We start from the raw sequence: 26,422 nt of genomic DNA, 5'->3' as shown, positions 1-26,422 counted from the left end.
AATGGAATTAAAGAACTTGCCAAACGCTATGTGATTTTTCCATGTCTGCTAAAGTATGAAGATACTAAGATAACTATAAATTCAACGAGCCTGCATAATAATCATTGATATATTTTTGCAATAGCCATTCATACTGCTTGACGACCAACTGAATCTGGCTGTTGTCGAATTTATTTTTCGCCGTCAAAAAAATCACTGAATTACTGTTTCCCAATTCGAAAACTACCTTGGCAATACGAAAAGATTCCGCGTAGTTTTCATTTTGACTACGCAATTGTGTAATCATGTTACTTGCATTCTGCAAGTTAAAAACAGCATTGGAGGTCGCCGACCGCAAAACATTTTGCTGGATCTCTTTTTGAAATCTAGCCGTCTGCAGATCTAATTTTGCCAAGCGCACGTTGTTATAAACTTGCAAATGATTAAAAATCGGAACAGAAAGATTGAGCGATATATACTTTCCTACGTTATTACGCATTTGTGACCAATACGTCCCTTGAATCCCCAATTTCGAATAATTTGAGCCTAAACCGGCGCTCAGACTCAAGGACGGATAATAGTATGATTTCGCAATCTTAATATCCCGCTCCGCCACTTTGATCCGATAGTTCAGTGCCTGTATATCGGGCAATTGATCAATAGCCATTTCATAGAGCTGTTTCGCGTCCAGTCGTTGCCCGCTCTCTTTTATTCCAAGATTCTCCAATTGGCCCAATTGATTTTCATCCATATTGAGTAAGGCTGCAAGCTTCACACGACTACTATATAGTAACTGACGATTATTTTCAATCGTATTGACATCATTTGCCAGTTGTCCTTTTAAATCAAAGTAATCTCCAGGATTAATTGCACCTTCCTTATGCATACTCTCCGCACGTCTGACCTGTTCTCGGGTTACTTCAGTCTGCATTTCCGATTGCCGCAATATATCCTGAGCAGTTAAACTTTGAATATAAGCAGTAATAACATCCAGTTTTAAGGCATTAATCTGTGTATCAAAAGTCAATTTACCGGCGGTCTTCGCGTCGGCGCGCATCCGTATATCGTGAAATAAGCGAAACCCTCTAAATATAGGCAGGCTTGCGTCTAAAGAAAAATTCCCTGTCGAATTGTTTGATGAAATATATTGAAGGGTCGAATTATCCTGAGATCTTCCAGATGTCAGACTATGCTGTAGGCTTGCATCTACATCGGGCAATCTATTCGCTTTAGCCTGGGCTAAATTCACCTCCGCACGCTTCACATCGAGTTCATTCTGTAATAAGGTTGGATTGGCCTTTATAGCCAACTGTATACATTCAGCTAAACTCCGTTTGGAAATTTGCTTATCGTCAGTGCTTATTATCGTTGTTGTTTGCGCCACTTTTTCTGGTGGCCGCCGCTCAGTCTGCTGCGCCTCGGTCTTGGCATAACTCAATAAAAAGCATAATGTAGTATATATATAGACTCTCTTCATATCCATTTTTTATTTTGTTGCTGACCATCCCCATGCCAAACAAATAAAGCACTAAATATCAAAATGATATAAAAAGTGAATTTTGAAAAATGTTCGTTAATGAACAGTCGGTGTGCGTAGTTGGACAATCAAAATTCACAAGCGTATCAATAGGTCCATGATGGATATCAAGTTCGCCTTTTACTCGTTTATTCTACGGATATTCATCGGTACTTTCTCGGAGTTTATTCGGTTACAACCGAACAAGATCCGAAGGAACACCGAATAAGTACCGAACAAGCTCCGAACAAAGTCCGAATATGGTATGACTCGGGTGGGAATGTGCGATACTAAAATAGGTTTCAAAACGCAATAATATCATTGAAAATATTGCATCTTTTGATCAAATCGAGCGAGAAAATCATCGGATGAAATTTTACTCAATTAAACACAACCTGTAGTTAGATTTGTTTTTTGCTCAAACCGTTTCAGTTAGCACCATCGACAAAAAAGACACCGTTGTACGCCTTCGTACAAGAAGTGTCCGCTATCGAACACCTAACTTAAAACTGAACAAAATAAGTATATATCAATCAATAGATTACATTATTGGCACAGCTTTCATAGTTACATACAAAATTGATATTAAATTATGGACAGACCTTTAGAAAAGAAGAAGTGGAATAGCAAACGTATCATGACTATTGTGGGGGTTGCTGGCTTAGTTGGATTGATCAGCGCCAGCTTCTATTTTACCTCCGGCAAAAGCAAACTGAATGTTGAAGCTGACCGCATCTCTATTGTCGAAATAAAAAATGGAAACTTTCAAGAATTTATACCGATAAATGGCACCGTGCTTCCTATTAGTAGTATATACCTCGATGCTTCTGTTGGCGGACGCGTAGAAGAAAAATTTGTAGAAGACGGGGCTATCTTAAACAAAGGGGATGCAATCATGCGTCTTTCCAATACCGATCAGGAGCTTACTTTAGTACAACAGGAAACGCAAGTGTTAAATCTATTGACACAGTCCCAGATTGCCCAAACCAATGCCCAACAAGCTTCTATTAACAACCGCAACCAAATGGCTGATGTGGAACAAGCCTATAGAGAAGCAGAACGTGTCTATAACCTCAATAAAAAATTACTTGCTGAAAAAGCCATTGGAACACAAGAGTTCGAAAAATCAAAGAACGAATATAACTATCAAAAAGAGCGGGTCAACTTGACCAAACAGATTCTAAAACAGGACGAGATCTCCAATGCGCAAAAAACTAATCAGGACAAACAAACCTACCAACGTACGCAGAGCGCATTGGAACTGATGAAAAGGAAAATTGGTGACTTAATTGTTAGGGCACCCGTTGATGGACAGTTGACTTCCTTCGATGCAGAAATTGGACAAAACAAAAATGCAGGTGAACGATTGGGACAAATCGACGTTTTAACCGGGTTTAAAGTTCGCGCTGATATTGATGAACACTATATCAACCGAATTTTCCCTGATTTACAGGGAGAGTTTGCTATCGGCGATAAAACCTACAAACTCCGTATTAAAAAAGTGTATACACAAGTTACCAATGGTCGTTTCCAAGTTGACATGGAATTTATCAATGATGTTCCCAAAGGGATCCGTCGTGGACAAACTTTGCAAATACGTCTAGCGTTAAGTGACGAGACAAAAGCATTATTACTGGCAAAAGGAGGATTCTATCAACAGACCGGCGGTAACTGGATCTTCAAATTGGATAAAAATGGAAGCACAGCATATCGTGTAGATATCCAACTTGGAAGACAGAATCCCGAATATTATGAAGTCATCAAAGGTCTACAACCTGGAGATAAGGTTATCGTATCGAGCTATGAGACCTACGATAAGGTGCAAGAGCTAAATATTAAAAAGTAACATCACCTTTATCTACGACCATAATTATGATTAAAAACTTTATTAAAACCGCACTTCGCAACCTTTGGAAAACCAAAGGTTACAGCTTTCTTAATATTTTCGGATTGGCGGTCGGAATCGCTGCGGCTTCGTTGATTTTTTTATGGGTTGAAAATCAGTTGAATTTCAACGATAATTTCGCCAACAAAAAGGATATCTACATTGTCAAATCAAAACAGACTTATGATGGAGCTACCTATGTTTTTGAATCTACCCCAGGACCTTTTGCCCAAAGCATCGCGAAAGAAATCCCAGGCATCAAGCATGCAGTACGCATAAGCTGGAATTCGCCCATGTTATTTTCTGTAGGAGACAATAATATATTTCAAAATGGTGTATATGCCGATGGAAGCATCGCTGATGTGCTATCCCTTGCATTTCTTGAAGGGGATCGAAAGACTGCCTTTGATCAAGTCAATAACATTGTATTATCAGAAACTGCAGCGAAGAAATTATTTGGCAACCGTCCTGCCTTGGGAAAAACAGTCAAAACAAACAATAGTGAGCCATTTATTATTGCGGGGGTAATCAAGGACCTCCCCAAAAATAGCAGCTATGACTTTCAATGGCTCATCCCTTTCAAAAAATTTGAAGCAGGTCAGGATTTTCTAAAAAATTGGGGGAATAATAGTGTTCAAACGCTAGTGCAGGTCGAAGATAATGCCAACGTCGATCAGATTAACAAGCAGATGATGGATTTTGTCAAACACAAAACCAATGGTGAAGTCACTTTCTCACAGAATTTTCTCTATCCGATGGAACGTTGGATTACTTACAACCAATTTGATAACAGTGGTATTGAAAAAGAAGGTGGTATTAAGAATATACGTCTATTTACCTTTATCGCTTGGGTTGTTCTATTAATTGCCTGCATAAATTTTATGAATCTCGCAACAGCAAGATCAGAAAAAAGAGCAAAAGAAGTGGGTATGCGCAAAGTGGTTGGTGCAAGTCGCAAATCGCTCATTATGCAATTTTTGGGAGAATCCCTTGTTTTGGCAATTATTTCCTCTCTTGTTGCTATATTACTAATCTATATCTTCATCGGGCCGTTCAACACCATGATAGGCCAGGATCTTCAGGTTACTATTTTAGCCCCCTCACACCTGCTATTTTTAATGACAATAACCTTAGTATGTGGATTATTTGCAGGTAGCTATCCCGCATTTTTCCTTTCGGCATTCAAGCCGCTTTCAACGATCAAAGGGGCAAAACAGAAGGCTGGTAGTGGAAGTCTCGTCCGTAAAGGGTTGGTCATCCTACAATATACAGCCTCAGTTGTGTTAATTATCTGTACCATTATCATCTACCAACAGATTCAGCACAACAAGAACAGGGATCTCGGTTTTGATAAGAGTCAGGTATTAACAACAGCGCTACAAGGTGATATGGCCAAACATCTGCCGCTCATTAAGAATCAATTATTAGCAACAGGAGTTGTGCAAGAAGTCGGTGTCAGTGATATGAGTATCCTCAATATCAACTCCAATACGTCCGGTTTTAGCTGGGATGGAAAAGATCCAAATGCCAGTATATTGATTGGCATGTTACGTTCTGATGAGGGTCTTATTCCGGCTTTAGACTTAAAGCTTTTTGACGGTAGAAACTTTCATCAAAATTTTGTAGGCGACAGCACATCGGTTGTCATCAACGAAGCATTTGCAAAACTGATCAAAAAAGATGGCCTTGTGGCCGGTAACATCATCAGCTACGGTGAGGAAAAGTTTACTATCGCCGGTGTCGTCAAAAACTTCGTTTATAACAATGTGTATGCCGATCCTGAGCCGATGCTGTTTCTACCAATGAATAGAGATAATGGCATCATGACCATTAGGACAAAAGCTGGAGTAGATTTACCAGATGCCATTCAACAAATCGAGAAGGTCATCGTCAAAAATAACCCTGGCTTCCCTTTTGACTATAAATTTTTAGATGATAGTTTCAATAGTAAGTTTAAAGCTGAGCTTTTTGTACAGCAACTATCCAGTGTATTTGCACTGATGTCCATCATTATATCCTGCTTAGGTCTATTTGGTTTAGCTGCCTTTGCAACCGAGCAGCGTGCCAAAGAAATCAGTATCCGCAAAGTACTGGGGGCTTCGGTATCAGGACTTATCCAGATGCTCAATCGGGAATTTGTCATTCTTGTGGCAATATCATGTATTATTGCCTCTCCAATTGCCTGGGTCATTATGAGCAAATGGTTAACCAACTATGTACATCATGTGCAGATTTCCTGGACTATTTTTGTGATCAGCGCCTTGGCAGCAATTGTCATTGCCTTGTTGACCATTAGTTCACAAGCATTTAAAGCGGCAATAGCAAACCCGACCAAAACATTAAGAGATCAATAAAATTTAAACGAGTTTAATAATAAAACAGTAACCGTCCAAAGCAATTTCGCTAAGGATACAAAAACATAAAAATCATGAGCACAAAAAATATGATCAAGATCACAAACCTTCAAAAGTATTATCGCACTGAAGAAGTGGAGACCGTCGCATTAAACAACCTAAACATTCATGTCAAAGAGGGCGAGTTTGTTGCTGTAATGGGGCCTTCGGGCTGTGGGAAATCGACATTACTCAATATCATTGGTCTACTGGATGATTTGGATGAAGGAAGCTATCTGTTCAATGAGATCGAAGTTGCCAAATTCAAGGAACGCGGTCGCTCAGATCTTCGCAAACATAACATTGGTTTTGTGTTCCAGAGCTTCAATTTGATCGATGAGCTAACTGTATTTGAAAACGTGGAACTTCCACTGGTTTATACCAATGTTCCAGCAGCAGAACGCAAAAAACGTGTAGAAGAAGTTCTGGAAAAAGTGCAGATCATGCACCGCCGCAATCACTTTCCACAACAGCTTTCCGGAGGTCAGCAACAACGTGTGGCCGTTGCTCGTGCAGTTGTCAATAACCCCAAACTGATCCTTGCCGATGAGCCTACGGGTAACCTCGATTCCAATAACGGTAATGAAGTGATGCAGCTTCTGACTGAATTGAACGAGGCCGGCACAACCATCGTCATGGTAACACACAGTGAGCACGATGCAAAATTTTCTGACCGTGTAATCCGCATGCTAGACGGACAAGTGATTATGGAAACAACATCGGTATAAGACAACTCATACATAACCAAAATATTAATCCTAATAACCTATAGATGATGAGCACGATTAAATTAATTTTCAGACAACTATGGCGCAACCGTCTTTTCACATTTCTGAATGTATTTGGGCTTGCCATCGGAATAAGTGCCTGTTGGCTTATTTTCCGTATCGTCAATTATGAATTTAGTTTTGACCAGCATCATCCAGAAAGTGAGCAGATTTACAAGGTCCATACCTCCTATGAGGAAAAGGATAAATTAGATCATTTCGATGGTGTTCCTGCACCATTACCGGCATATATCAAGGAAAACTTTGTTCATGTTGAACTGACAGTACCCATCTTTAAACAATACTTCGAGCGTATCAGTAATAATGGTGGCGCGCAGAAAATAGAGTTTGAAGATCAGCCCGAAATCATCGGTACCACGGGAGACTATTTCAAAATGACACCTTATGTTTGGTTAGCTGGCGACAAAAGGAATATACTAAAAAATAGCCATGAAGTCATCCTGACAGAATCGCGGGCTAAATTGTACTTCCCAAATACGTCAATGGACCAAATCATAGGACAGACTTTGTCCTATGATAGTACATTATATAATGTCACCGGTATTGTAAAAGATTTAGCGCTTCCAAGCAGCTTTTTGGGCAAAGAATTTATCCGGATTCCAGAAAAGGAATGGGACAGTACAAACTGGAGTAATTCAAATTCAAATTGGCAGCTCTTTATTAAGGTAAAATCATCGGCTTCTCTTCCTAACCTCATAAAGACAGCCGATAAAAAGGCGTATGAGATGACGCATGCCGAATTTGACAAATTCGGATTTAAAATGCATGTAAATACAGTACCCTTAAAAGACTTACATTTTACTTCTTTCGCCCAGAATAGTGTGGATAAGAAAATCATATTTGGACTTATTGGCATTGGTATATTCCTCCTCCTATTGGCCTGTGTCAATTATATCAACCTGGCTACTGCACAAATTCCTCAGCGGGCGAAGGAGATTGGTATTCGTAAAACATTGGGTGAAAGCCAACAGAGGATCAGCAAATCCTTTTTATTGGAAACCTTTTGCATTACGGCTTTTTCGGTACTTTTATCATGGCCTTTACTTATTCTCATTCAAACAGTTTTAGCATCCTATATTCCCGATCAGCTCAAGCTATATCCAGACCCCTTTGGCGTATCGCTATTTTTAGCAACACTTACCATAACGATTACCTTAATTTCCTCATGTTACCCAATTTTACTGACAAATAAAGTCAAGATTGTTGAAGTCATTAAAATCTCGAATGCGCAAACGCTCAAATTTGGCAATCTTTCTTTTCGAAAAATGCTCATTGTTTTTCAATTTTTGATTGCCCAGCTATTCGTTATTTCAACTTTCATCATTGGTCTACAGTTGAAACATGCCCTACAGAGTAACTACGGCTTCGATAAGAATGCGATCATTACCCTACGTTTCCCGAGTAAAAGCTATCAGGACAGTAATGTTGATCCTTTTGTTTTCAAACAAGCGATCAAGCAGATCGCAGGCGTAGAGCAGGCTTCCTTGGGGCATCTGCCCATGAGTAGCGAACATTGGGGAAATGCCTTGTTTGCAAAAAGTGATACGGGACAGGTACAAGCCGATGTACAAATGAAGTTTGTCGACCAAGATAACTTTAAGCTCTATAATTTTAAAATGCTTGCTGGCCGCCCGCTGCAATTGGCCGATACGAGCACAGGCATCGTGTTAAACTTAGCCAGCGTTCAAAAATTAGGTTTTAAATCTGCTGAACATGCTGTAGGGAGCTTTGTTACGTATACAGATAAACAGCGTCAGATTGTGGGGGTGACGGACAATTTTCATACAAAAAATCTCCATGCAGCCATTCAACCTGTCGTCATGCTGAGTTCCATTAAAAAATGGGAATTAAGCAGAATAAGTATCAAACTCAACACTAACTCAACTACCTGGCCGGAAACTTTAAAACAGATTGAGAAAGAATGGAAAAAATACTATTCAAAAGCCCCATTTAAATATGATTTCTATGATCAGCAAATCAAAGAACTTTATAGCAGTGATCTAAAATTCTCGAAGATCATCAATCTATTTACGTCGACGACAATTCTCATCAGCTGCCTGGGATTGATCGGTTTGGTTACGATCACCACGGTACAACGTACAAAAGAAATTGGTATTCGAAAAGTGTTGGGAAGTACAGTACTGGGAATTATTGGATTATTATCAAAAGATTACGTCAAACTTATACTCATTTCTATTTTGATTGCTACTCCAATTGCTTGGTGGGCGATGCACAAATGGTTGGATGATTTTGCGTATAGGATAGATCTATCCTGGTGGATGTTTATTATTCCGGCTGCCGCAACCCTACTTATTGCATTTTTTACAATGAGCTACCAATCCATAAAAGCAGCACGTGCAAACCCGGTCGATAGTTTAAGAGATGAGTAAAAGCTGGAATATAAGAAACTAATTGATTGTCAAACACACTGCAATTTAAGAAATTGAGCTATGATCAAAAACTATATAAAAATAGCCTGGCGCAATATCTCTAAAAATAAAGGATATTCGACCATAAACATAATTGGATTAGCAATAGGATTAGCCTGCTGCCTATTAATAGCGATTTATGTACAAAATGAATTGTCTTATGACAAATACCATGTGAATAAAGATCGAATTTATCGCATCGTCCATGACTATAAGGGTGTAAGCAGCACCGAGCAGCATCAGATCTGGGGCAATGCACCCGTCGGTGATGCCATCAGGGCTGATTTCCCTGAGATAGAGAAGGTCGTTCAATTTTCAGGGCAAACCTCTATCCTACTCAAAAAAGGCGATAAAAGATTCCAAGAGGAAAATGTATTTTTCATGGATTCAACTGCTTTTGATGTCTTCAGTTGGAAGGTTTTGGCCGGCGACCCTCAGTCAGCCTTAAATAATGCCTATTCTGTTGTATTAACAGAGAGTACAGCCAAAAAATATTTCGGCGATCAAAATCCCATTGGCAAGACGCTTGAGGGAGGTTTAGCCGCGGGCCGTGCTGACGCAGGTCTATACACGGTAACAGCAGTAATGGCCGATGTACCTCCCAACTCGCACTTTACGTTCGATGCACTGCTCTCGATGAGTACCTTCCGAAAAGCTCGGCCAGACGTATTTAACAAAGAAGGCTGGGATTATGTGGACTTCTACACGTACTTTCTCGCTTCAAAAGACTTTGACCCTGTAAAGTTCAACCAAAAAATACCGGAGTTTCTCAAGCGGCATCTCCCTGCAAACGAAAACCGCAACGCAAAATACGATTTCCATATTGAGCCACTTCTGCAGGCTTACATGCACTCGTCTGCGGATCGTCAGCCCGGTCCCAATGGAAGCTATCAGAATTTATACATATTCAGCATTATTGGCGGATTTATATTATTGATCGCCTGTGTGAACTTTATGAATCTGGCTACATCAAGGTCAATGGAAAGAGCAAAAGAAGTCGGCGTCCGAAAAACCATAGGCGCGAGCAAAAGCAATCTGATCTTTCAGTTTATGTCTGAATCATTGGTCCTTGTATTTGTCAGTAGTATTTTGGCTATACTGCTCGTTATGGCTTTTCTTCCCTTTTTGGAAGCATTTTCAGGCAAACACCTCAATTATTCGTCCCTGCTAAACGGGACGACCTGGGCAATATTCCTATCCACTACCGTTTTTACGGGGCTACTTGCAGCCAGCTACCCCGCATTGATTCTAGCAAATTTCAAACCTATTTCAGTGCTTAAAGGAAGTTATAGCAACAGCAAAGGTGGCACATTATTACGTCGCGTATTAGTTGTTTTTCAATTTTGCCTTTCCATTGCGCTCATTGCAGGTACTGTCGTCGTCTTTTCTCAATTAGATCAATTGCAGCACCGCGATCTTGGATTTCAAAAAGATCAACGACTTGTCATTGATTATAATTTCGATGATAAGGTAAACAATAACCTGGAAGCGATAAAATCGACACTTGCAAAAGATAAAGATGTGCTGTCTGTCACCGCATCACGCACGGTACCCGGAACATTTTTTCCAAATGCCGGAACCGAAATCATGTCAGCCAACGGAACAATGACTTCATTTGCTCCTTTTTTATATGAAGTCGATGTCGACTTTATTCCTAATATCGGTTTACAAATGGCCGCAGGGCGCGCCTATTCCAGAGATTTCCCTGCCGATACAGCTCATTCACTTGTTATCAATGAATCTGCTGCTAAACAATGGGGATACTCCAATCCACAAGATATTATTGGTAAACAATTTCGTCAATGGGGAAGAGAGGGGACAGTTATTGGTGTGGTGAAAGATTTCAACTACCTTTCTCTACACCGTAAGATTGAGCCATTAGCGTTGCGCCTTGATCCAAGCGGCAGCCGATATTTAACCTTGAATATCCAACATGTAAACCAGCCTGAGACCATTGCAAGAATCGGCAAACTGTGGAATGAGCTTGTACCAAACCGTCCATTTTTATATAGCTTTCTTGATGATAGCTTCAATCGACAATATGAAGCGGATTTTAATTTTAGAAGACTTTTTACAGCCTTCTCTGGACTGGCACTTTTCATTGCCTGTCTGGGATTATTGGGACTTGTGACGTATACAGCCCAACAGCGTACCAAAGAAATCGGCGTACGGAAAGTTCTCGGTGCATCCATCTATCATTTAATCCTCCTGCTCTCTTCCGACTTCATCAAGTTATTGGCTGTAGCCCTCCTCATTGCCACTCCCCTATCTTGGATGGCGATGAAAAAATGGCTGGACAACTTTGCTTATCACATTGAACCACAATGGTGGATGTTTGCCTTGGCCGGTTTCGCCGCCATTCTGATCGCTTTATTTACGGTAAGCTATCAAACACTTAAAGCGGCCAGAGCAAACCCGGTAGACAGCCTAAGAGATGAATAACTAGCGTCAATTTTAGTCAATCACTACGCTTCTGCTATGAACAATCTTTTATTAGAACAGGTCATCAGACAACTTTCCAAACACACACGATCATGATAAAGAACTATATAAAGACAGCTTGGCGAACAATCAGGGCAAACCGATTTTTCAGTATCCTTAATATCAGTGGACTGGCCATAGGTATCTGTGTATCGCTATTGTTATTCGCCTTTATCCGACAGGAACTAAGTTTTGATACTATGTATCCTAAAGCTGAGCATATCTACCGCGTCTACATGAAGCTATCCGCAGCATATAATGAGGAGAAAATGCTTACACTCCCCAATGCGGTGGGACCAACTTTAAAATCCGACATTACCCAGGTGGATAATATGGTGCGTCTGGTAAAAGACGGTTATGGTGCAACGGCTTCAATCGGCACCGGGAATGATAATTTCTCTGAAAAACAATTGTACTTAGCAGATTCGACGCTGTTCTCGATATTTGATTTTCAATTTATTGAAGGAAATGCGCGTACTGCTTTTTCAAATAGAAAAAGCATCGTCCTATCCCAATCGTCGAAAGAAAAACTATTTGGAAAACAGGAAGCCATTGGCAAATTAATCAGTATCAATCAACAGGATACCGTACAGGTCACCGGAGTCTTCAAAGATCTTCCAGCTAATAGCACATTAGATTGTAACATGGTCATGAATATTATGGATTCATGGATGGGGCAAAATGTATACTGGAGCAATGCGAGTTACGAAACTTATATTCTATTGAAAAAGGGCGCAGATCCAGGCTCTATTGCGCAAGAAGCTACTAAATTGATAGACAAGTATGTCGAAAAAGACAACCAATATTATACACAATTTTTCCTACAACCGTTATCAGCAGTACACCTCTATTCAGCAGATCTTACAAGTGGAGTTACTACACGTTCTGGAAATATAACCATCATTAGAACATTATCAGTCCTTGCCCTTCTCGTGATTATAATTGCATGCATCAATTATATGAATCTTGCGACAGCCAAATCACAGAAAAATGCAAAACAAGTTGGAGTCAATAAAGTACTTGGCGCTACCCGTCGGCAGCTCATTATCCGTTTTTTTGTAGAAACGGCAACAATTAGTCTTTCCGCTATGCTTATTGGGCTCGTCCTTGCCATCATACTTATTCCTGCGTTCAATTTGGTCGGTAAGACCGATATGACTATTCAGCATCTGCTGAATTGGAATATGTTAGGAATATTGGCTATAGCATGGCTAGTCATTACGTTGGTTGCAGGTAGCTATCCTGCATTATTCCTTTCAGGCATTAAATCAATCTCTTTAATGAACAAAGGATACAATAAACAGGGGCAAACAATATTAATCCGACAAATATTGGTTGTATGCCAGTTTTCTATTTCGATCGTACTGATTATTGGTATCAGTATTATGCTTGCCCAAATAAGCTTTATCCGCAATAAGGATTTAGGGTATCAACCTGAAAATGTTGTGTCTATTTCAATTCGTTCTTTAAAAAATCAAGAAAAGTTAAATACCCTTGGCCAACAAGTTCAAAACCTGACCAATACGGTAGCCACGACTTTCGCACAATCGATACCCGGATTCAATGAAAGTGGTAAATCAACTTATAAATTTACGACTGACAAGCAGGGCTTACCCACACTGAGCTGCGTCACCTATGGCAAGACGATCAATACTTTAGGACTAAAATTACTTGCGGGTACAGATTTACCAAATGTGATCGGGCGTACAGACTCAACGTGTTATGTATTGATCAACGAAAAAGTAATGAAGTTTTTAGGTTATAAAACACCCGAAGAGGCAATAGGTAAACATATCGTTACAGAAATGAGTGCGACTAATTCCATCATATCTGGTGTTGTTCGAGATTTTAATTATGCCAACCTAAAATCTGAGATCGGTGGATATACCTACTATACAATGAATGCTTCTTCTGAATCTCCTCGGAATTTATTGATCCGCTATAAAACAGCAGATCTTCAGTCGTATATGGAGGAGATAAAAAAAATCTACACAGCTATTGCTCCCGATGCTGCATTTGATTTTTTCTTTTTAGACCAGCATGTACAAGATCAATATGATAATGAAATTCGTTCATCCAATGTCATGACTTTGTTTTCATTTTTGACCCTATTTATTGCCTGCCTGGGTTTACTAGGACTAGCTGCCTATACAGCTGAATCAAAGAGTAAAGAGATCGGCATACGTAAAGTTCTTGGTGCAAGTGTCGGTAGTATTATTCATTTGCTGTCCGCAAACTACATCAAATTGATCTGTATAGCATTTCTGATTGCAGGACCAATTGCATACTACTTATCAAATAGCTGGTTAAATGATTTTGTTTATCACATCGATATGCCGTGGTGGGCATACGTAGTCGCTGTCCTGACAGTGACAATTGTCGCATTTATAACAATTGGATTCCAAACTTTTAAAGCTGCATTACTAAATCCTGTAAATAGTTTGCGGGACGAATAGCAACACTGGAATATCAAATTGGGGTTAACAAAAAACGAAATAACAATGATTGTAAATTCACTTAAAACAGCGTATCGTTTCTTAAAAAAACATAAGTTGATCACGTTCATCAATATTACTAGTCTCGCTATTGGGATTACGGCTACGTTGGTTATTTTCCTCATGATTCAATACGACTATAGTTTTGATAAACATGTACCCGGTAAAGAACGAGTGTATCGCGTAGTTAACAATGGGGAATTTAAAAATGCCGGTGTCTACGTCCCATTGGTTCGTACGATGAAAGCAGAACTCCCAAACTTAGAAGCGGTAGCGCCGATCTACCATAGCCATATCCAAAAGCTGAAAGTTTCGCTGGCTAAGGACAAATTCCAGACTTTCCCGAAAGAACAGAAGATGGTATTCACTAACAGTCAATATTTCGATATTTTCCCTTCAAAATGGTTGGCTGGCAGTCCTAAGGCTTTGAATTTATCCGGAAATATCATCCTTACGCAGAAAACATCAGAAAAGTTTTATGGAAAAGAATCGCCGGCAAATGTGATTGGCAAAACCATCTTCTATGCGGATAGTATACCGCTTCAGGTCGCTGGAGTGATTGAAAATCCGCAACATAATTCGGACTTCAATTATGAAATCTTCATTGCCGATGCGACGATCCCTATTGACAATAACTTAAAGAACATGTATAACTGGGAAGCTTGGAACAGCATCTCCGACTCCCATCAAGTACTTATCAAAACAAAAGCCCACAGCAATCCGCATCTGCTGGAGCACAATATTGCTAATCTCCTTAAAAAATATAAATACAAAGAAGGAGAAAAGATCCGCGATAAGCTGGAACTGCAAGCCTTGGCAGATGTACATTTTGATACGCGATTTAATTATGATGCGACCCACCCGGAAGCACTACGCAACCTCATTCTACTGGCCTTATTCCTCTTGGCGCTAGGAGCGGTAAATTTTATCAATCTATCCACTGCGCAATCCATCGAAAGAGCGAAAGAAGTGGGTATTCGCAAAACCCTGGGCAGTTCTAAAGCTACATTGATCAAGCAATTCTTAATAGAAACATTTCTGATAACCTTATCGGCGACATTACTTGCAGTTCTGTTGCTCCCTTTGTTTTTACATGTCTTCGAAGGATTTATTCCGAAAAACCTGAGCGTAGACCGCTTAGACAAAGCCGTTATTGTTTTGTTCCTATTCGGGCAATTGATCTTAGTCACTTTACTTGCGGGATTCTACCCTGCCTGGGTACTGACAGGATATGCGCCAGTGCTGGCGCTCAAAAATCAGCTTGGGAAAAACACCAATTTATCCCGAAGTGCATGGATACGCAAAGCGCTGACCATCTTTCAGTTTGTCATGGCCCAAGCGTTCCTTATCTGCGTACTTATCGTTGTTCGCCAAATCAATTACGCCACTCATCGAGATATGGGGTTCCAGAAAGACGCCATTGTCAATGTTTACATTCCTGGAGCTTTTCAAAATTCCGCTAAAGGCATCATTCTCAAAAATGAGCTCCAGAAGTTAAAAGATGTCAAAGCAATCAGTTTTGGGAACATCGCTCCTGCAATGAACGGTTGGATGACTACTGCCATCGCTTACGATCAATCGCCCGACAAGGAATCCTTGACTTTTGATAGCCGCTCTGGTGATGAAAACTATTTAGAAGTTTATCAGATTCCGCTTTTAGCAGGAAGAAATATACGCCTATTGGATTCAACCAGGGAAATGTTGATCAATAGAAAAGGTCTTGAACTGCTAAATATCAAAAACCCAGAAGATGCCATCGGTAAAACCTTTGAAAATGGAAATAGCATCATTGTGGGGGTAATGGAAGATTTTGACCTTGCTTCAGCGCGACAAGGAGTTAAACCCGTTGTTTATACGGGTAGCAAAGATGGTTATGTACTCCATATTGCATTGGATCAATCGCATCCTGAAAACTGGAAAAATGCTATCGATAAAATAACGTCCAGTTATAAATCGGTCTTCGCTGATGATGAATTGGATCTACGATTTGTAGACGAGGTAATCCAAAATTTCTATACCCAAGAGAAGCAGCTTTCTAAACTTTTATCCTGGGCAGTGGGACTCTCTGTAACCATCGCTGGACTGGGTTTATTTGGACTAGCAATCTTCACGGCAAATCAACGCACAAAGGAAATTGGAATCCGTAAAGTATTGGGGGCATCTGTTTTCCAGATCACATTCCTACTGCTTCGAAATTTGCTATCACTGGTTGCGATAGCCTGTCTAATAGCTTTTCCAATTGCCTATTATTTTATGCATAATTGGCTTAATGATTTTGTCTACCGAACGACAATCAGTCCCTGGATTTTTGGGCTATCAGCTGTAGGATTAATTGCTTTTGCAAGTCTTGTACTTTCAACCAAAAGTATATTTGCAGCAAAAGCAAATCCGATAAATAGTTTAAGGGACGAATAGAGCGGTTGATAAATAACGAGTAGCTTATAATTAAATACCAAACAATAAAATGATTCAGTTATTCCTAAAAACAGGACTTAGAAATTTAAAACGCAGTCCCCTCAATACAACAATAAATATTTTGGGATTAGCACTGGGGTTTACTGTTGCTCTGATCAGTACGTTATGGGTGCTGAAACAATTTTCTTTTGATAAGCATTACCGCAATTATCAACATATTTATCAGGTCATGATGACCGGAACTTTCAACGATGAAAAATCAACTGATCGCTCTACGCCTATTCCTTTGGCCAAAACGATTGTCTCTGATTTTAAAAATGAGATGCCAGATGCCACTTTGGTCACCAATCTAGAAAGCAATAATCTTAAAGTAGGTGATAAAAAATTAAATGCTCCGGGGTTTTACGCCATGGGAAAATTTGCCGAATTATTTTCTCTCGAATCTGTAAAAGGAAATAGTACCACACCGGGCAATCCATCAACCATCATAATTTCAGAATCTTTAGCAAAACGACTGTTTGATAAGGTAGATATCATCGGGAAAACACTTCAATTGAATGGCAAAGAACAGTATACTGTTCAAGGTGTTTATAAAGATATTCCTGAAAACAACACTTTTTATGGCTTAGATTATGTATTGCCGTTTGTCGATTATCTTGCGAAAGACCAAGGCATAGAAGACAGCTGGTCCAGCTGCTTTTTTAGCACTTTCGCCAAAATCGACAATGCTGCCTTTGTTCCCGCGTTGGAAAACAAGCTGACAAATATTATCAACAAAAAACTAACGGATATAAAACCTGAGATCCTCTTACATCCGATGTCGAAATGGCATTTATACGATTCATTCAAAAATGGAAAGAACGTAGGTGGACAAATTCAATATGTATGGATGTTTGGGTGGATCAGTATATTCATTATGTTGCTGGCCAGTATAAACTTTATCAATTTAAGTACTGCAAGAAGTCTAAAAAGAGGAAAAGAAATCGGCGTTTTAAAATCTGTTGGCGTCAATCGCAGCCATCTTATCACTGGCTTTCTTGTGGAATCCATCCTCGCGGTAGCCTGTGCTTTTTTGATCGCCGTTCTATTGGCTACAGTACTGTTGCCTTGGGTCAATACAATCACCCATACGAACTTACATATACCCTTTATGGATCTTCGATTCTATGGCTACTCCTTAGCAGGAATAGGCGTTATAGGTCTTTTAGCAGGTATTTACCCTGCGCTATTTTTATCGGCATTTAATCCTATTCTTGCTCTTAAGGGTAAAATCAACAGCCGAAAAGGCGGATCAAGAAGTAGAAAGGCAATGGTCATCGTGCAATTTGCGATTTCTATTTTCCTGATGATATCCACTTATCTGGTGATCCAGCAACTGCGTTACACAAAGGATCGTCCTATGGGATATAAAAGTTCCAATTTGCTGAATATTACTTCCTCTAGTCCTACAATCATTAAAAACTTTAACGTGCTCCGGAAAGAACTGATCGAGCAGCGATTAATTCAGGATGCGGCACTTTCCTCCAGCTTTGTCAACCGTCTTTCGTTGACCGGAGGTGGATTTAATTGGCAGGGAAATGACAGCAAAGATGGTGCTATTATGGGTATCTTTACCGTTGATGACAATTTTGCGAAGACTGTACAATGGGATTTTATACAGGGCCGTAATTTTTCAAAAGATTTTAAAACAGATTCAACCGCTGTTATTTTGAATGAGGCAGCTGCTCAATTTATGGGCGTGACAGACCTTAACAGTAAACAGCTTTCACGTGCCGGTATTGATTATCATATTGTGGGTATTATCAAGAATACACTTTCCGAATCCCCTTTTAAATCGATTACGCCGACAGCTTATTTCCTCAAATTTTTACCAAAGAACAAGATCACGCTGCAATTGAACGAAGGTCAAGATGGTAAGCAGGACTTAAAAGCTATTGCGGAAAGCTTCAATCGTATAGATCCTGATTTGATTTTTGATTATACCTTTACGGATCAGGAATATGCCAAGCAGTTTCAACAAATGGAAATGATCAAGAGCTTAACAAGTTTATTTACAGGACTGGCCATACTCATTTCCTGTCTCGGTCTATACGCCTTAGTGTCCTTTCTTACGGAGCAACGTGAAAAGGAAATCGGTATTCGAAAAGTATTGGGTGCTTCAGAACTTGGCTTGTGGCGACTACTTTCCACCGAATACATTTGGCTCACGGGCATCAGCTTTATGCTTGCATCTCCCCTGGCTTATCTGTTGATGAAATCGTGGCTCGAAGACTATGTCTACCGCATATCAATTACATGGACGGTGTTTGCTATCACAGGCTTAACCGCACTAGTCATTACCCTATTAACCGTTAGTTACCAAGCGATTAAAGCTACTTTAGCAAATCCCGTAAAAACCCTAAGAAGCGAATAATATTAATTTGTTCGGGGACGGACACTGTACTGTCCGTTTCCGAACATTTAAAACCACCACAAAAACACATCAAAAACCTAAAAATCAATACATTATATTTATGGCAGACGAATTGAATTAACTGACTTTGCTATTTGTCTAATAACACAGCCTTCTACTAAAGCGAACTATGTGACAAGAATATAGCCTAATTAACAGTCTAAATACGCATAACCATGGTAAAGAATTATTTTAAAATCGCTTCGCGAAATATTAGAAAAAACAAAGGATTTTCTCTTCTAAATATGTTTGGACTTAGTATAGGAATAACATGTTTTCTATTATTGGCGGCATATATATACCATGAATCGAGCTATGAACGTTTCTTTCCCCACGCTGACCGCCTAGCTTATATTAGCCTCACCTATAAATCACCCAATAGCACCGAAGAAGTAAACTCTGCCGTAACACCAACAGGCTTAGCGCCTACATTGCAGGCTGAATTTCCGGATGTAGAACAAGCAACCAGATTCTACAGCTATTCCAAAGGCGGCAAAATAGAATCCAAAGAAGCACTAATAACTGAAAAAGGCCTGCTGTATGCTGACCAGAATGTTTTTAAAACGTTAGGTTATACCTTTCTCGAAGGTGATTCACAATCAGCCTTGGCAGAACCAAATCAGATTGTCTTGACAAAAAAACTCGCAGAGAAATATTTTCCCAAGCAGTCGGCCATCGGTCAGACACTATCCATTGACAAAGTCAACTGGAAAATCACAGGCATTATCGCAGACTTGCCCACGAATACACAGCTGAACTTCTCCGCACTCCTTTCCAATAAGGGATTAGAACGCTACAAAGAAATAGCATGGTCTTCTGCAAATGATGTAACCATAGCGCTCTTAAAAAATAAAGATCAGTTCAGCTTGATCCAACAGAAATTGGATCAAATGACTAAATCAAAATTCGCCGAAGCGACAAAACAAGGCTATCAATTTCGATTTATCCTGGAAAAGCTGACCGATATCCATCTCCACTCCAAAGCAGCAGGTACAGGAAACATCACTTATATCTATATTTTAATGGCATTAGGTGCTGCGCTTATTATTTTAACCTGTATCAATTTTACAAATTTGGTATTAGCACATGCGCTTGAACGTAAAAAGGAAATCGGTGTCAAGAAAGTACTAGGTGCTGCAAAGAAAACGATATTCTTTCAATTCTTCTTTGAATGTAGTATCATGGTCTTTCTAGCTGTTGGCTTTAGTCTTTTGACAACTGTACTCTTATTACCGGTATTTAGTTCGTTTATGGGCGCTGAGATAAAATTGACGATATGGGCCGATCCCCGCTTTTATGCAGTTTTGGCTACATTTATAGTGTTTATAACTCTGCTTTCGGGCGGCTGGCCAGCCTATTCCATAGCAAGCTCAAAACCTATTTCGATTTTTAAACGAAAATTGACTGAAAAACAAAATGGTATATCTCTGAGTAGAGTACTCGTTACTTTTCAATTCAGTATCTCTATATTTTTTATTATCTGCACCTTATTCGCCGGTAGGCAGATGGATTTTATCCAGTCTAAAAACACCGGATTGGATCGCTCTGATATGTTGGTCATTGATGGCCGAGGATGGCAAAATAAAGAAAGGCAGCTATTAAAAGAAAAGTTAATGCAGCTCAATAGTGTCCAGGGCGTTACCGCTTCGTATGACAATCCTGTCAATATCCAAGGTGGCTACAGCGTCAGTGAAGTAGAAGGCCAACCCAATGATTTTGATATGGATGTCACGGCAATTCCGATTGAAAAAGATTTTGTTTCTGTTTTTCACATTCAGTCTGTAGCCGGTGAACCGCTATCAGATACGGATATCTTACGTGCACAGGATACAGTCTCACCCGAATATGGTTTCGTTGTAAATACGCTAGCGGCATCCGCTATGGGGTTTACACCCCAACAAGCAATTGGAAAGAAAATCAACCTAAACGGGCGTAAAGGAATGATTAAGCAGGTGGTCGCAAGTTTTAACTTTGCTTCGCTACATAGTGAGGTTAAGCCGATCGTACTCTTTCCAGAATATGATTATTTCGGCAATATTTTTATTCGACTCAATCCGACATCGCCGGTGAAAGATGCTCTTGCGCAGATAAAAGCTGTTATAAAAGATATTGATTCAAAAAACAGTTTTGAGTATCACTTTCTCAATGATGATTATAATAAGTTATATCTCAAAGATCAGCAAACAACACGAGTAATGCAGTTATTTTCCATCATTACCATTGCTATTGCCTGTATGGGACTATTTGCATTATCGGCCTACGCCGTGCAACAACGTTTTAAGGAAATAGGAATACGTAAAGTATTAGGTGCTTCAACAATCAAAATTGTCCAGATATTAAGCCTCGACTTCATGGTTTTAGTCTGCTCTGCCCTGCTAGTTAGTGTACCATTGGGATGGTATGCTATGCATCGCTGGATTGAGAATTTTGCCTATCATATTACGTTGGATTGGTGGGTATTTATATTGGCTGGAATCAGCGCATTGTTTGTATCATTTATAACCATCAGTTTTCAAACTGTAAAAGCTGCGATTCTGAACCCAGTTGATAGCTTAAGAGACGAGTAATTATTAACGTGACTAATTAACTAATACATCCGATAGATAACACCCGAGAGACTCTGTAAATTTCTCTCTTGCTATTTATCGATAATCGAAACAAAAAATGCTTAAGAATTATATCAAAATAGCTTGGCGTAACCTTTGGAAGAATAAAGGTTATTCCGCAATCAATATCATTGGGTTGTCCATCGGCATGACTGCCGTATTGATTATCGGAATATGGATACAAAATCAATTTCAATTTGACAATTTTTATAGCAATAATACCAGTCTTTATAAACTTTGGAACAAATATGAAGACGAGGGAAAAATTAAACTTCAACAAGTTACGTCGGGCCTCGCATCACCAGCACTGGAAGCTGAATATCCAGAGGTAGAACACGCTGCACGAATTTATTGGAGCTCCAATAGATTATTGTCTTTCGATGAGAAAAAAATAAAATCTAAAGGAAACGAAGTTGACCCCGCCTTTATACAAATGTTTGATTTCAAAATCCTTAGGGAAAATAACAACAACGCGTTAGGAGACAATAAAAGTATTGTTCTCACGGAGAGCCTGGCAAGAAATATCTTTGGCGATGTCGACCCCTTGGATAAAATAGTTATGCTCGACGATAAAGAGCCTTATAAAGTAACTGCTGTAATCGCGGATTTGCCGAGCAATACAAATTTTGATTTTACCTATTTAATCCCCTTGGCTCAACCGGAGAATTACTCTCCGAATTGGACTTCCAATTCATTTTACACCTTTGTGCAGCTGAAAAAGGGTGTTGATATAGAAGCTTTCAATGAAAAACTGATCGGTTTTATCACAAAAAAAACGAACAATATCTCAAAAGGATCGCTTTTCCTATATCCTTTGTCAAAAATGCATCTTTACTCGAAATTCGAACAGGGAATACCTGTGGGGGGAAAGATAGACCAAGTCAAACTGATTGGTGGTATTGGCCTACTAATTTTGCTGATCGCCTGCATCAATTTTATCAATCTCAGTACGGCAAGAAGTCAGAAAAGAGCAAAAGAGGTTGCGGTTCGCAAAGTGGTGGGCGCCCAACGTTTCAACCTGATTGCCCAATTCCTTACTGAATCGGTCTTATTAGCACTTATTTCTGGACTAATCGCTATTGGTATGGCCATCGGTATATTGCCCTTATTTAATAAAATATTAGACAGGCCTTTATCATTTTCCTTAACAGATCCAATCATCTGGATATCGTTAGCCGGATTCACATTTTTTACAGGCACATTGGCCGGATTATACCCTGCCTTTGTCCTATCTGCATTTAAGCCCGTTAAAACACTGAAACCGATAAGCCACTCCAAAAAGTTTGTGTTGAATTTTAGAGAACTACTGGTCATTTTCCAATTTGGTATTGCGATCATACTGATTATAGCGACTATGATTGTACGACAGCAAATCAATTATGCTGCGCAACGTGATATCGGTTACAACAGTTCACAGCTGATCGAAATACCAATGGAAGGTAATATGGAAAAAAATTACGAAGCAATTAAATCGGAGCTGATCAGCGCCAACATAGCGCAGTCGGTGACACGCACCGGTTGGTCTATCACACAAAATGCATCGAATACGAGCGGAGGTTTTCTATGGGAGGGTGCTACTCCTGAACAAGGCAATAAAATCGTCTTCAATCTTGGAAAAACAGAAAGTGATTTTGTGAAGACGCTTGGATTAAAACTTATAGCAGGCCGAGATATCGATTATAGTAGAATGCTAGCTGATAGCTCGTCAATATTGCTCAATGAAGCTGCCATTAGAGAAATGAATCTCAAAAATCCGGTTGGCAATTACTTAAAATGGGGCGATAAGACATATACGATTGTTGGTGTTATCAATGATCACATTAGCGGATCTCCCTATAATCCCGTCTCTCCATTGTTAATATCTGCGAACAAAAATTGGCTATTTAACATGGTTATTCGGGTCAATGTTACATCATCGTTTAGCGATCAGTTGAATCAAATTGAAAAGACGCTTAAGAAATTCAATCCAGCTTATCCTTTTGAATACAAATTCGTTGATCAACAGTTCGCTTCAAAATTCGGCGATCAACAACAGACGGCTAAGTTAGCATTTATCTTTTCGCTATTAGCCATATCCATTTCCTGTTTAGGTCTATTTGGACTTGCATCGTATATGGCCGAATTGAAAACAAAAGAAATTGGTATACGCAAAGTACTTGGTGCATCCGTCTCAGGAATTACAGCAATGTTATCTAGAGATTTTGTCAAACTTGTCGTCATTGCCATTTTAATTGCATCTCCTATTGCGTGGTGGGCTATGAATAAATGGCTTCAGGATTTCTCCTATCGCATTGAAATACAGTGGTGGACATTTAGTTTAGCTGGAGCCTCCGCCATACTGATCGCTCTCATTACTGTCAGCAGCCAAGCAATTAGAGCTGCAAGCAGTAATCCGGTGAAGGCATTAAGAGATGAATAGCGGCTAAGTACAGTTAATAGATAAAATTAGGCTTTTAAATCAACTTTAAAAACAAATAGAGGGAAACTATAATTATGATAAGCAACTACATCAAAATAGCATGGCGCAACCTAATGAAGAATAAATCGTTTTCTATGACTAACATCATCGGGTTGGCAATAGGTATGGCCGGAGCATTGCTTATAGTGCTTTGGTTACAGAACATGTTGACGATGGACCGCTTTCATGAAAAGGGGAATCGCCTCCATGTCTTGAGTAATCGTGATGAATTTAAGGGCGATAAATCGGCCTGGGCATATACACCTAAAATATTAGGGCCCTCATTGGCCGCTGATTTCCCAGATATCGAAGCGTTTACACGATACAATGAGGGACACGAATTTTTAACGACATTTAAAGAAAAGAAGCTTATTGCAAACACAGTTTTTGTCGATCCCGGATTTTTCAAGATGTTCTCCTTTCCTTTTATGAAAGGCGAACAGAATGTTAAATTTGATCACCCAAAAGGTGTTGTTCTTACTGAAAGCTATGCAAAGTCGCTGTTCGGCGATGAGGATCCAATAGGCAAATCGGTTAGAATAGATTCGGTCAATCAAGTTGATGTACAAGCTGTTCTCAAAGATATCCCGAGTAATTCAAGTTTCAGATTTGACATACTTCTTCCTTTTGAATATGCAAAAATAATTGGTTATGTGGATGACAACTGGAGCAATAATTCAATAAGTACTTATGTCTTATTAAAAGATGGTGCTTCTTTAACAGCATTTAATAGTAAGATCAAGACCTATTTAAGGGATCATATCAATGCCAGCAATAAGGCAGAGGGTCGCTTATCAGCGAAAAACACAGGGGAGATTTTTGCTTTTCCTTATCCCGATTCTTTTCTGTATAACAATGGTAAAGGTGGAAATTATACTTCGGGACGGATTGATATTGTCAAGCTTTTTGCGTGGATCGGTGTTTTTATTTTATTAGTAGCCAGCATCAATTTTATGAACCTAAGCACAGCACGTTCTGAGCGTCGCGCAAAAGAGGTTGGTGTCCGTAAGGTAATTGGTGCAAGTAAGGCAAGCCTAATGGCTCAATTTCTCGTTGAGAGCATGCTGATTAGTTTAATTGCGATGGTTCTCGCAACTTTACTCGTCTTTATAGTGCTGCCCTTTTTCAATGATCTTGTTGGTAAAAATCTTAGTCTTTCCTTATTGAGCCTACAGACCTGGCTTTTTCTACTCGCATTTGCACTGTTTACAGGGATATTAGCAGGTACTTATCCAGCCTTTTTCCTTTCCTCATTTCAACCGATCAAAACTTTGAAAGGAAAATTTGTTTCGAAGAGTAAAGGGTTTAACATTCGTTCAATACTCGTTGTTATACAGTTCAGCCTCGCTATTATATTGATTATCGCTACAGTCATTGTGGCAAAACAGATCCAGTATACTAAACAGCGCGACCGCGGCTATAATGAAAATGGTTTGCTCTACAGCAGTATTAAAGGTGACTTGGAAAAGAATTATAAAATCCTCCGGGACGAGCTTTTGGCCAGCAATGCTGTTGTCTCTGTATCGAAGAACATGTCGCCAGTAACAGACTTTTATAGCAATGGTTGGGGATTTACGTCCGGTACACCGACCGAAGAGGACAAAAGAATTTCTTACAACCGCTTTAGTACGGACGCTAATGCGGTAAAAAATCTTGGTCTCACTTTGATTCAAGGGCGTGATATCGACATATATAAATTTGCAACAGACAGTACTGCATTAATTTTAAATGAGTCTGCCGTTAAAAGTCTTCATCTTACAAACCCTGTAAATAGCATTGTGGATGGCGATGGCACCAAATGGAAAGTCGTTGGCGTTGTCAAAGATTTTATTATGGGATCGCCTTTTGGGGATAAAAAACCTATGGTTATTTTGGGCCCAAGGGCTTGGTTTACAACGATTCATTATCGTTTAAATACAAACAATAACATCGCAGACAACTTAAAAACAATTGAAACTATCTTTAAAAAATTCAACCCAGATTACCCATTTGAATATCAGTTCATTGACAAAACCTATGAACAAAAGTTTAAGGAAACAAAGGCTATAGGTACATTAGCGCTGGTTTTTGCAGGATTGACGATCTTTATTTCCTGTTTGGGATTACTGGCACTGATCGCGTACATGGCGGAAACGCGCATGAAAGAAATTGCTGTTCGCAAAGTTCTTGGTGCAAGTGTCACCCAAGTAACTTCTTTACTTTCAATTGATTTCATCAAGCTTGTCGTTATCGCTATTTTTATAGCGACGCCTATCGCGTGGTGGGCAATGGACAAGTGGTTGCAAGATTATAGCTATCGAATAGCGATCCATTGGTATTACTTTGCCATTGCTGGATTGATGGCCATTTTAATCAGTATGGCTACTATAAGTTATCAAACGATTAAGGCCGCTTTAGTAAATCCCGTTGATAGTTTGCGTGATGAATAAAGATAATTTAATTGATCCACTATGAACAACTCACTGTCCGATATCGAACAGCGAGTAAAAGAATCAAAAATGCAATCCGTTAATGATCAACAGGAT

Annotated in this window: 12 protein-coding genes; 11 read left to right on the top strand and 1 reads right to left on the bottom strand. The window is 39.5% G+C overall.

The features are described from left to right. Positions 1-73: 73 nt before the first annotated feature. Positions 74-1,456: a TolC family protein gene (locus tag B2107_RS15100; protein WP_293956501.1), complete on the bottom strand. Its 1,383-nt coding sequence runs from the start codon at positions 1,454-1,456 to the stop codon at positions 74-76. Between the two features lie 631 nt (positions 1,457-2,087). Between B2107_RS15100 and B2107_RS15095 the strand changes: the two genes are divergently transcribed. The 11 genes from B2107_RS15095 to B2107_RS15045 all read left to right on the top strand — a co-directional run bounded on the left by B2107_RS15095 (position 2,088) and on the right by B2107_RS15045 (position 26,326). Next, on the top strand, positions 2,088-3,341 hold the full coding sequence (locus tag B2107_RS15095) for an efflux RND transporter periplasmic adaptor subunit (RefSeq protein ID WP_293956500.1): 1,254 nt from the start codon (positions 2,088-2,090) through the stop codon (positions 3,339-3,341). A gap of 26 nt (positions 3,342-3,367) precedes the next feature. Beyond that, complete coding sequence (locus B2107_RS15090) at positions 3,368-5,734, top strand: ABC transporter permease (protein ID WP_293956499.1); 2,367 nt, start codon at positions 3,368-3,370, stop codon at positions 5,732-5,734. Between the two features lie 89 nt (positions 5,735-5,823). Next, positions 5,824-6,501: an ABC transporter ATP-binding protein gene (locus B2107_RS15085; protein WP_046672289.1), complete on the top strand. Its 678-nt coding sequence runs from the start codon at positions 5,824-5,826 to the stop codon at positions 6,499-6,501. Between the two features lie 47 nt (positions 6,502-6,548). Next, positions 6,549-8,951 (top strand): ABC transporter permease, encoded by a 2,403-nt coding sequence (locus B2107_RS15080; protein ID WP_293956498.1) that lies wholly within the window; start codon positions 6,549-6,551, stop codon positions 8,949-8,951. 60 nt (positions 8,952-9,011) lie between these two features. Beyond that, positions 9,012-11,432, top strand: coding sequence for an ABC transporter permease (locus B2107_RS15075; protein WP_293956497.1), 2,421 nt, complete (start codon positions 9,012-9,014; stop codon positions 11,430-11,432). A 92-nt stretch (positions 11,433-11,524) separates the two neighbouring features. Next, complete coding sequence (locus tag B2107_RS15070) at positions 11,525-13,927, top strand: ABC transporter permease (protein ID WP_293956495.1); 2,403 nt, start codon at positions 11,525-11,527, stop codon at positions 13,925-13,927. Between the two features lie 45 nt (positions 13,928-13,972). Continuing rightward, positions 13,973-16,381: an ABC transporter permease gene (locus tag B2107_RS15065; protein ID WP_293956494.1), complete on the top strand. Its 2,409-nt coding sequence runs from the start codon at positions 13,973-13,975 to the stop codon at positions 16,379-16,381. Positions 16,382-16,430: 49 nt separating this feature from the next. Next, positions 16,431-18,794 carry an ABC transporter permease gene (locus B2107_RS15060; RefSeq protein ID WP_293956493.1) on the top strand — a complete coding sequence of 788 codons (2,364 nt, stop codon included), beginning with the start codon at positions 16,431-16,433 and terminating at the stop codon, positions 18,792-18,794. A 215-nt stretch (positions 18,795-19,009) separates the two neighbouring features. After that, positions 19,010-21,400 (top strand): ABC transporter permease, encoded by a 2,391-nt coding sequence (locus B2107_RS15055; RefSeq protein WP_293956491.1) that lies wholly within the window; start codon positions 19,010-19,012, stop codon positions 21,398-21,400. Positions 21,401-21,497: 97 nt separating this feature from the next. Continuing rightward, complete coding sequence (locus B2107_RS15050) at positions 21,498-23,858, top strand: ABC transporter permease (protein WP_293956490.1); 2,361 nt, start codon at positions 21,498-21,500, stop codon at positions 23,856-23,858. A gap of 134 nt (positions 23,859-23,992) precedes the next feature. After that, positions 23,993-26,326 (top strand): ABC transporter permease, encoded by a 2,334-nt coding sequence (locus tag B2107_RS15045; protein ID WP_293956489.1) that lies wholly within the window; start codon positions 23,993-23,995, stop codon positions 26,324-26,326. Positions 26,327-26,422: the final 96 nt, after the last annotated feature.

Source organism: Sphingobacterium sp. UBA7855 (assembly GCA_002500745.1).
In the GTDB taxonomy this organism is placed as follows: Bacteria; Bacteroidota; Bacteroidia; order Sphingobacteriales; family Sphingobacteriaceae; genus Sphingobacterium.
This window is presented reverse-complemented; position numbering and strand designations above follow the sequence as displayed.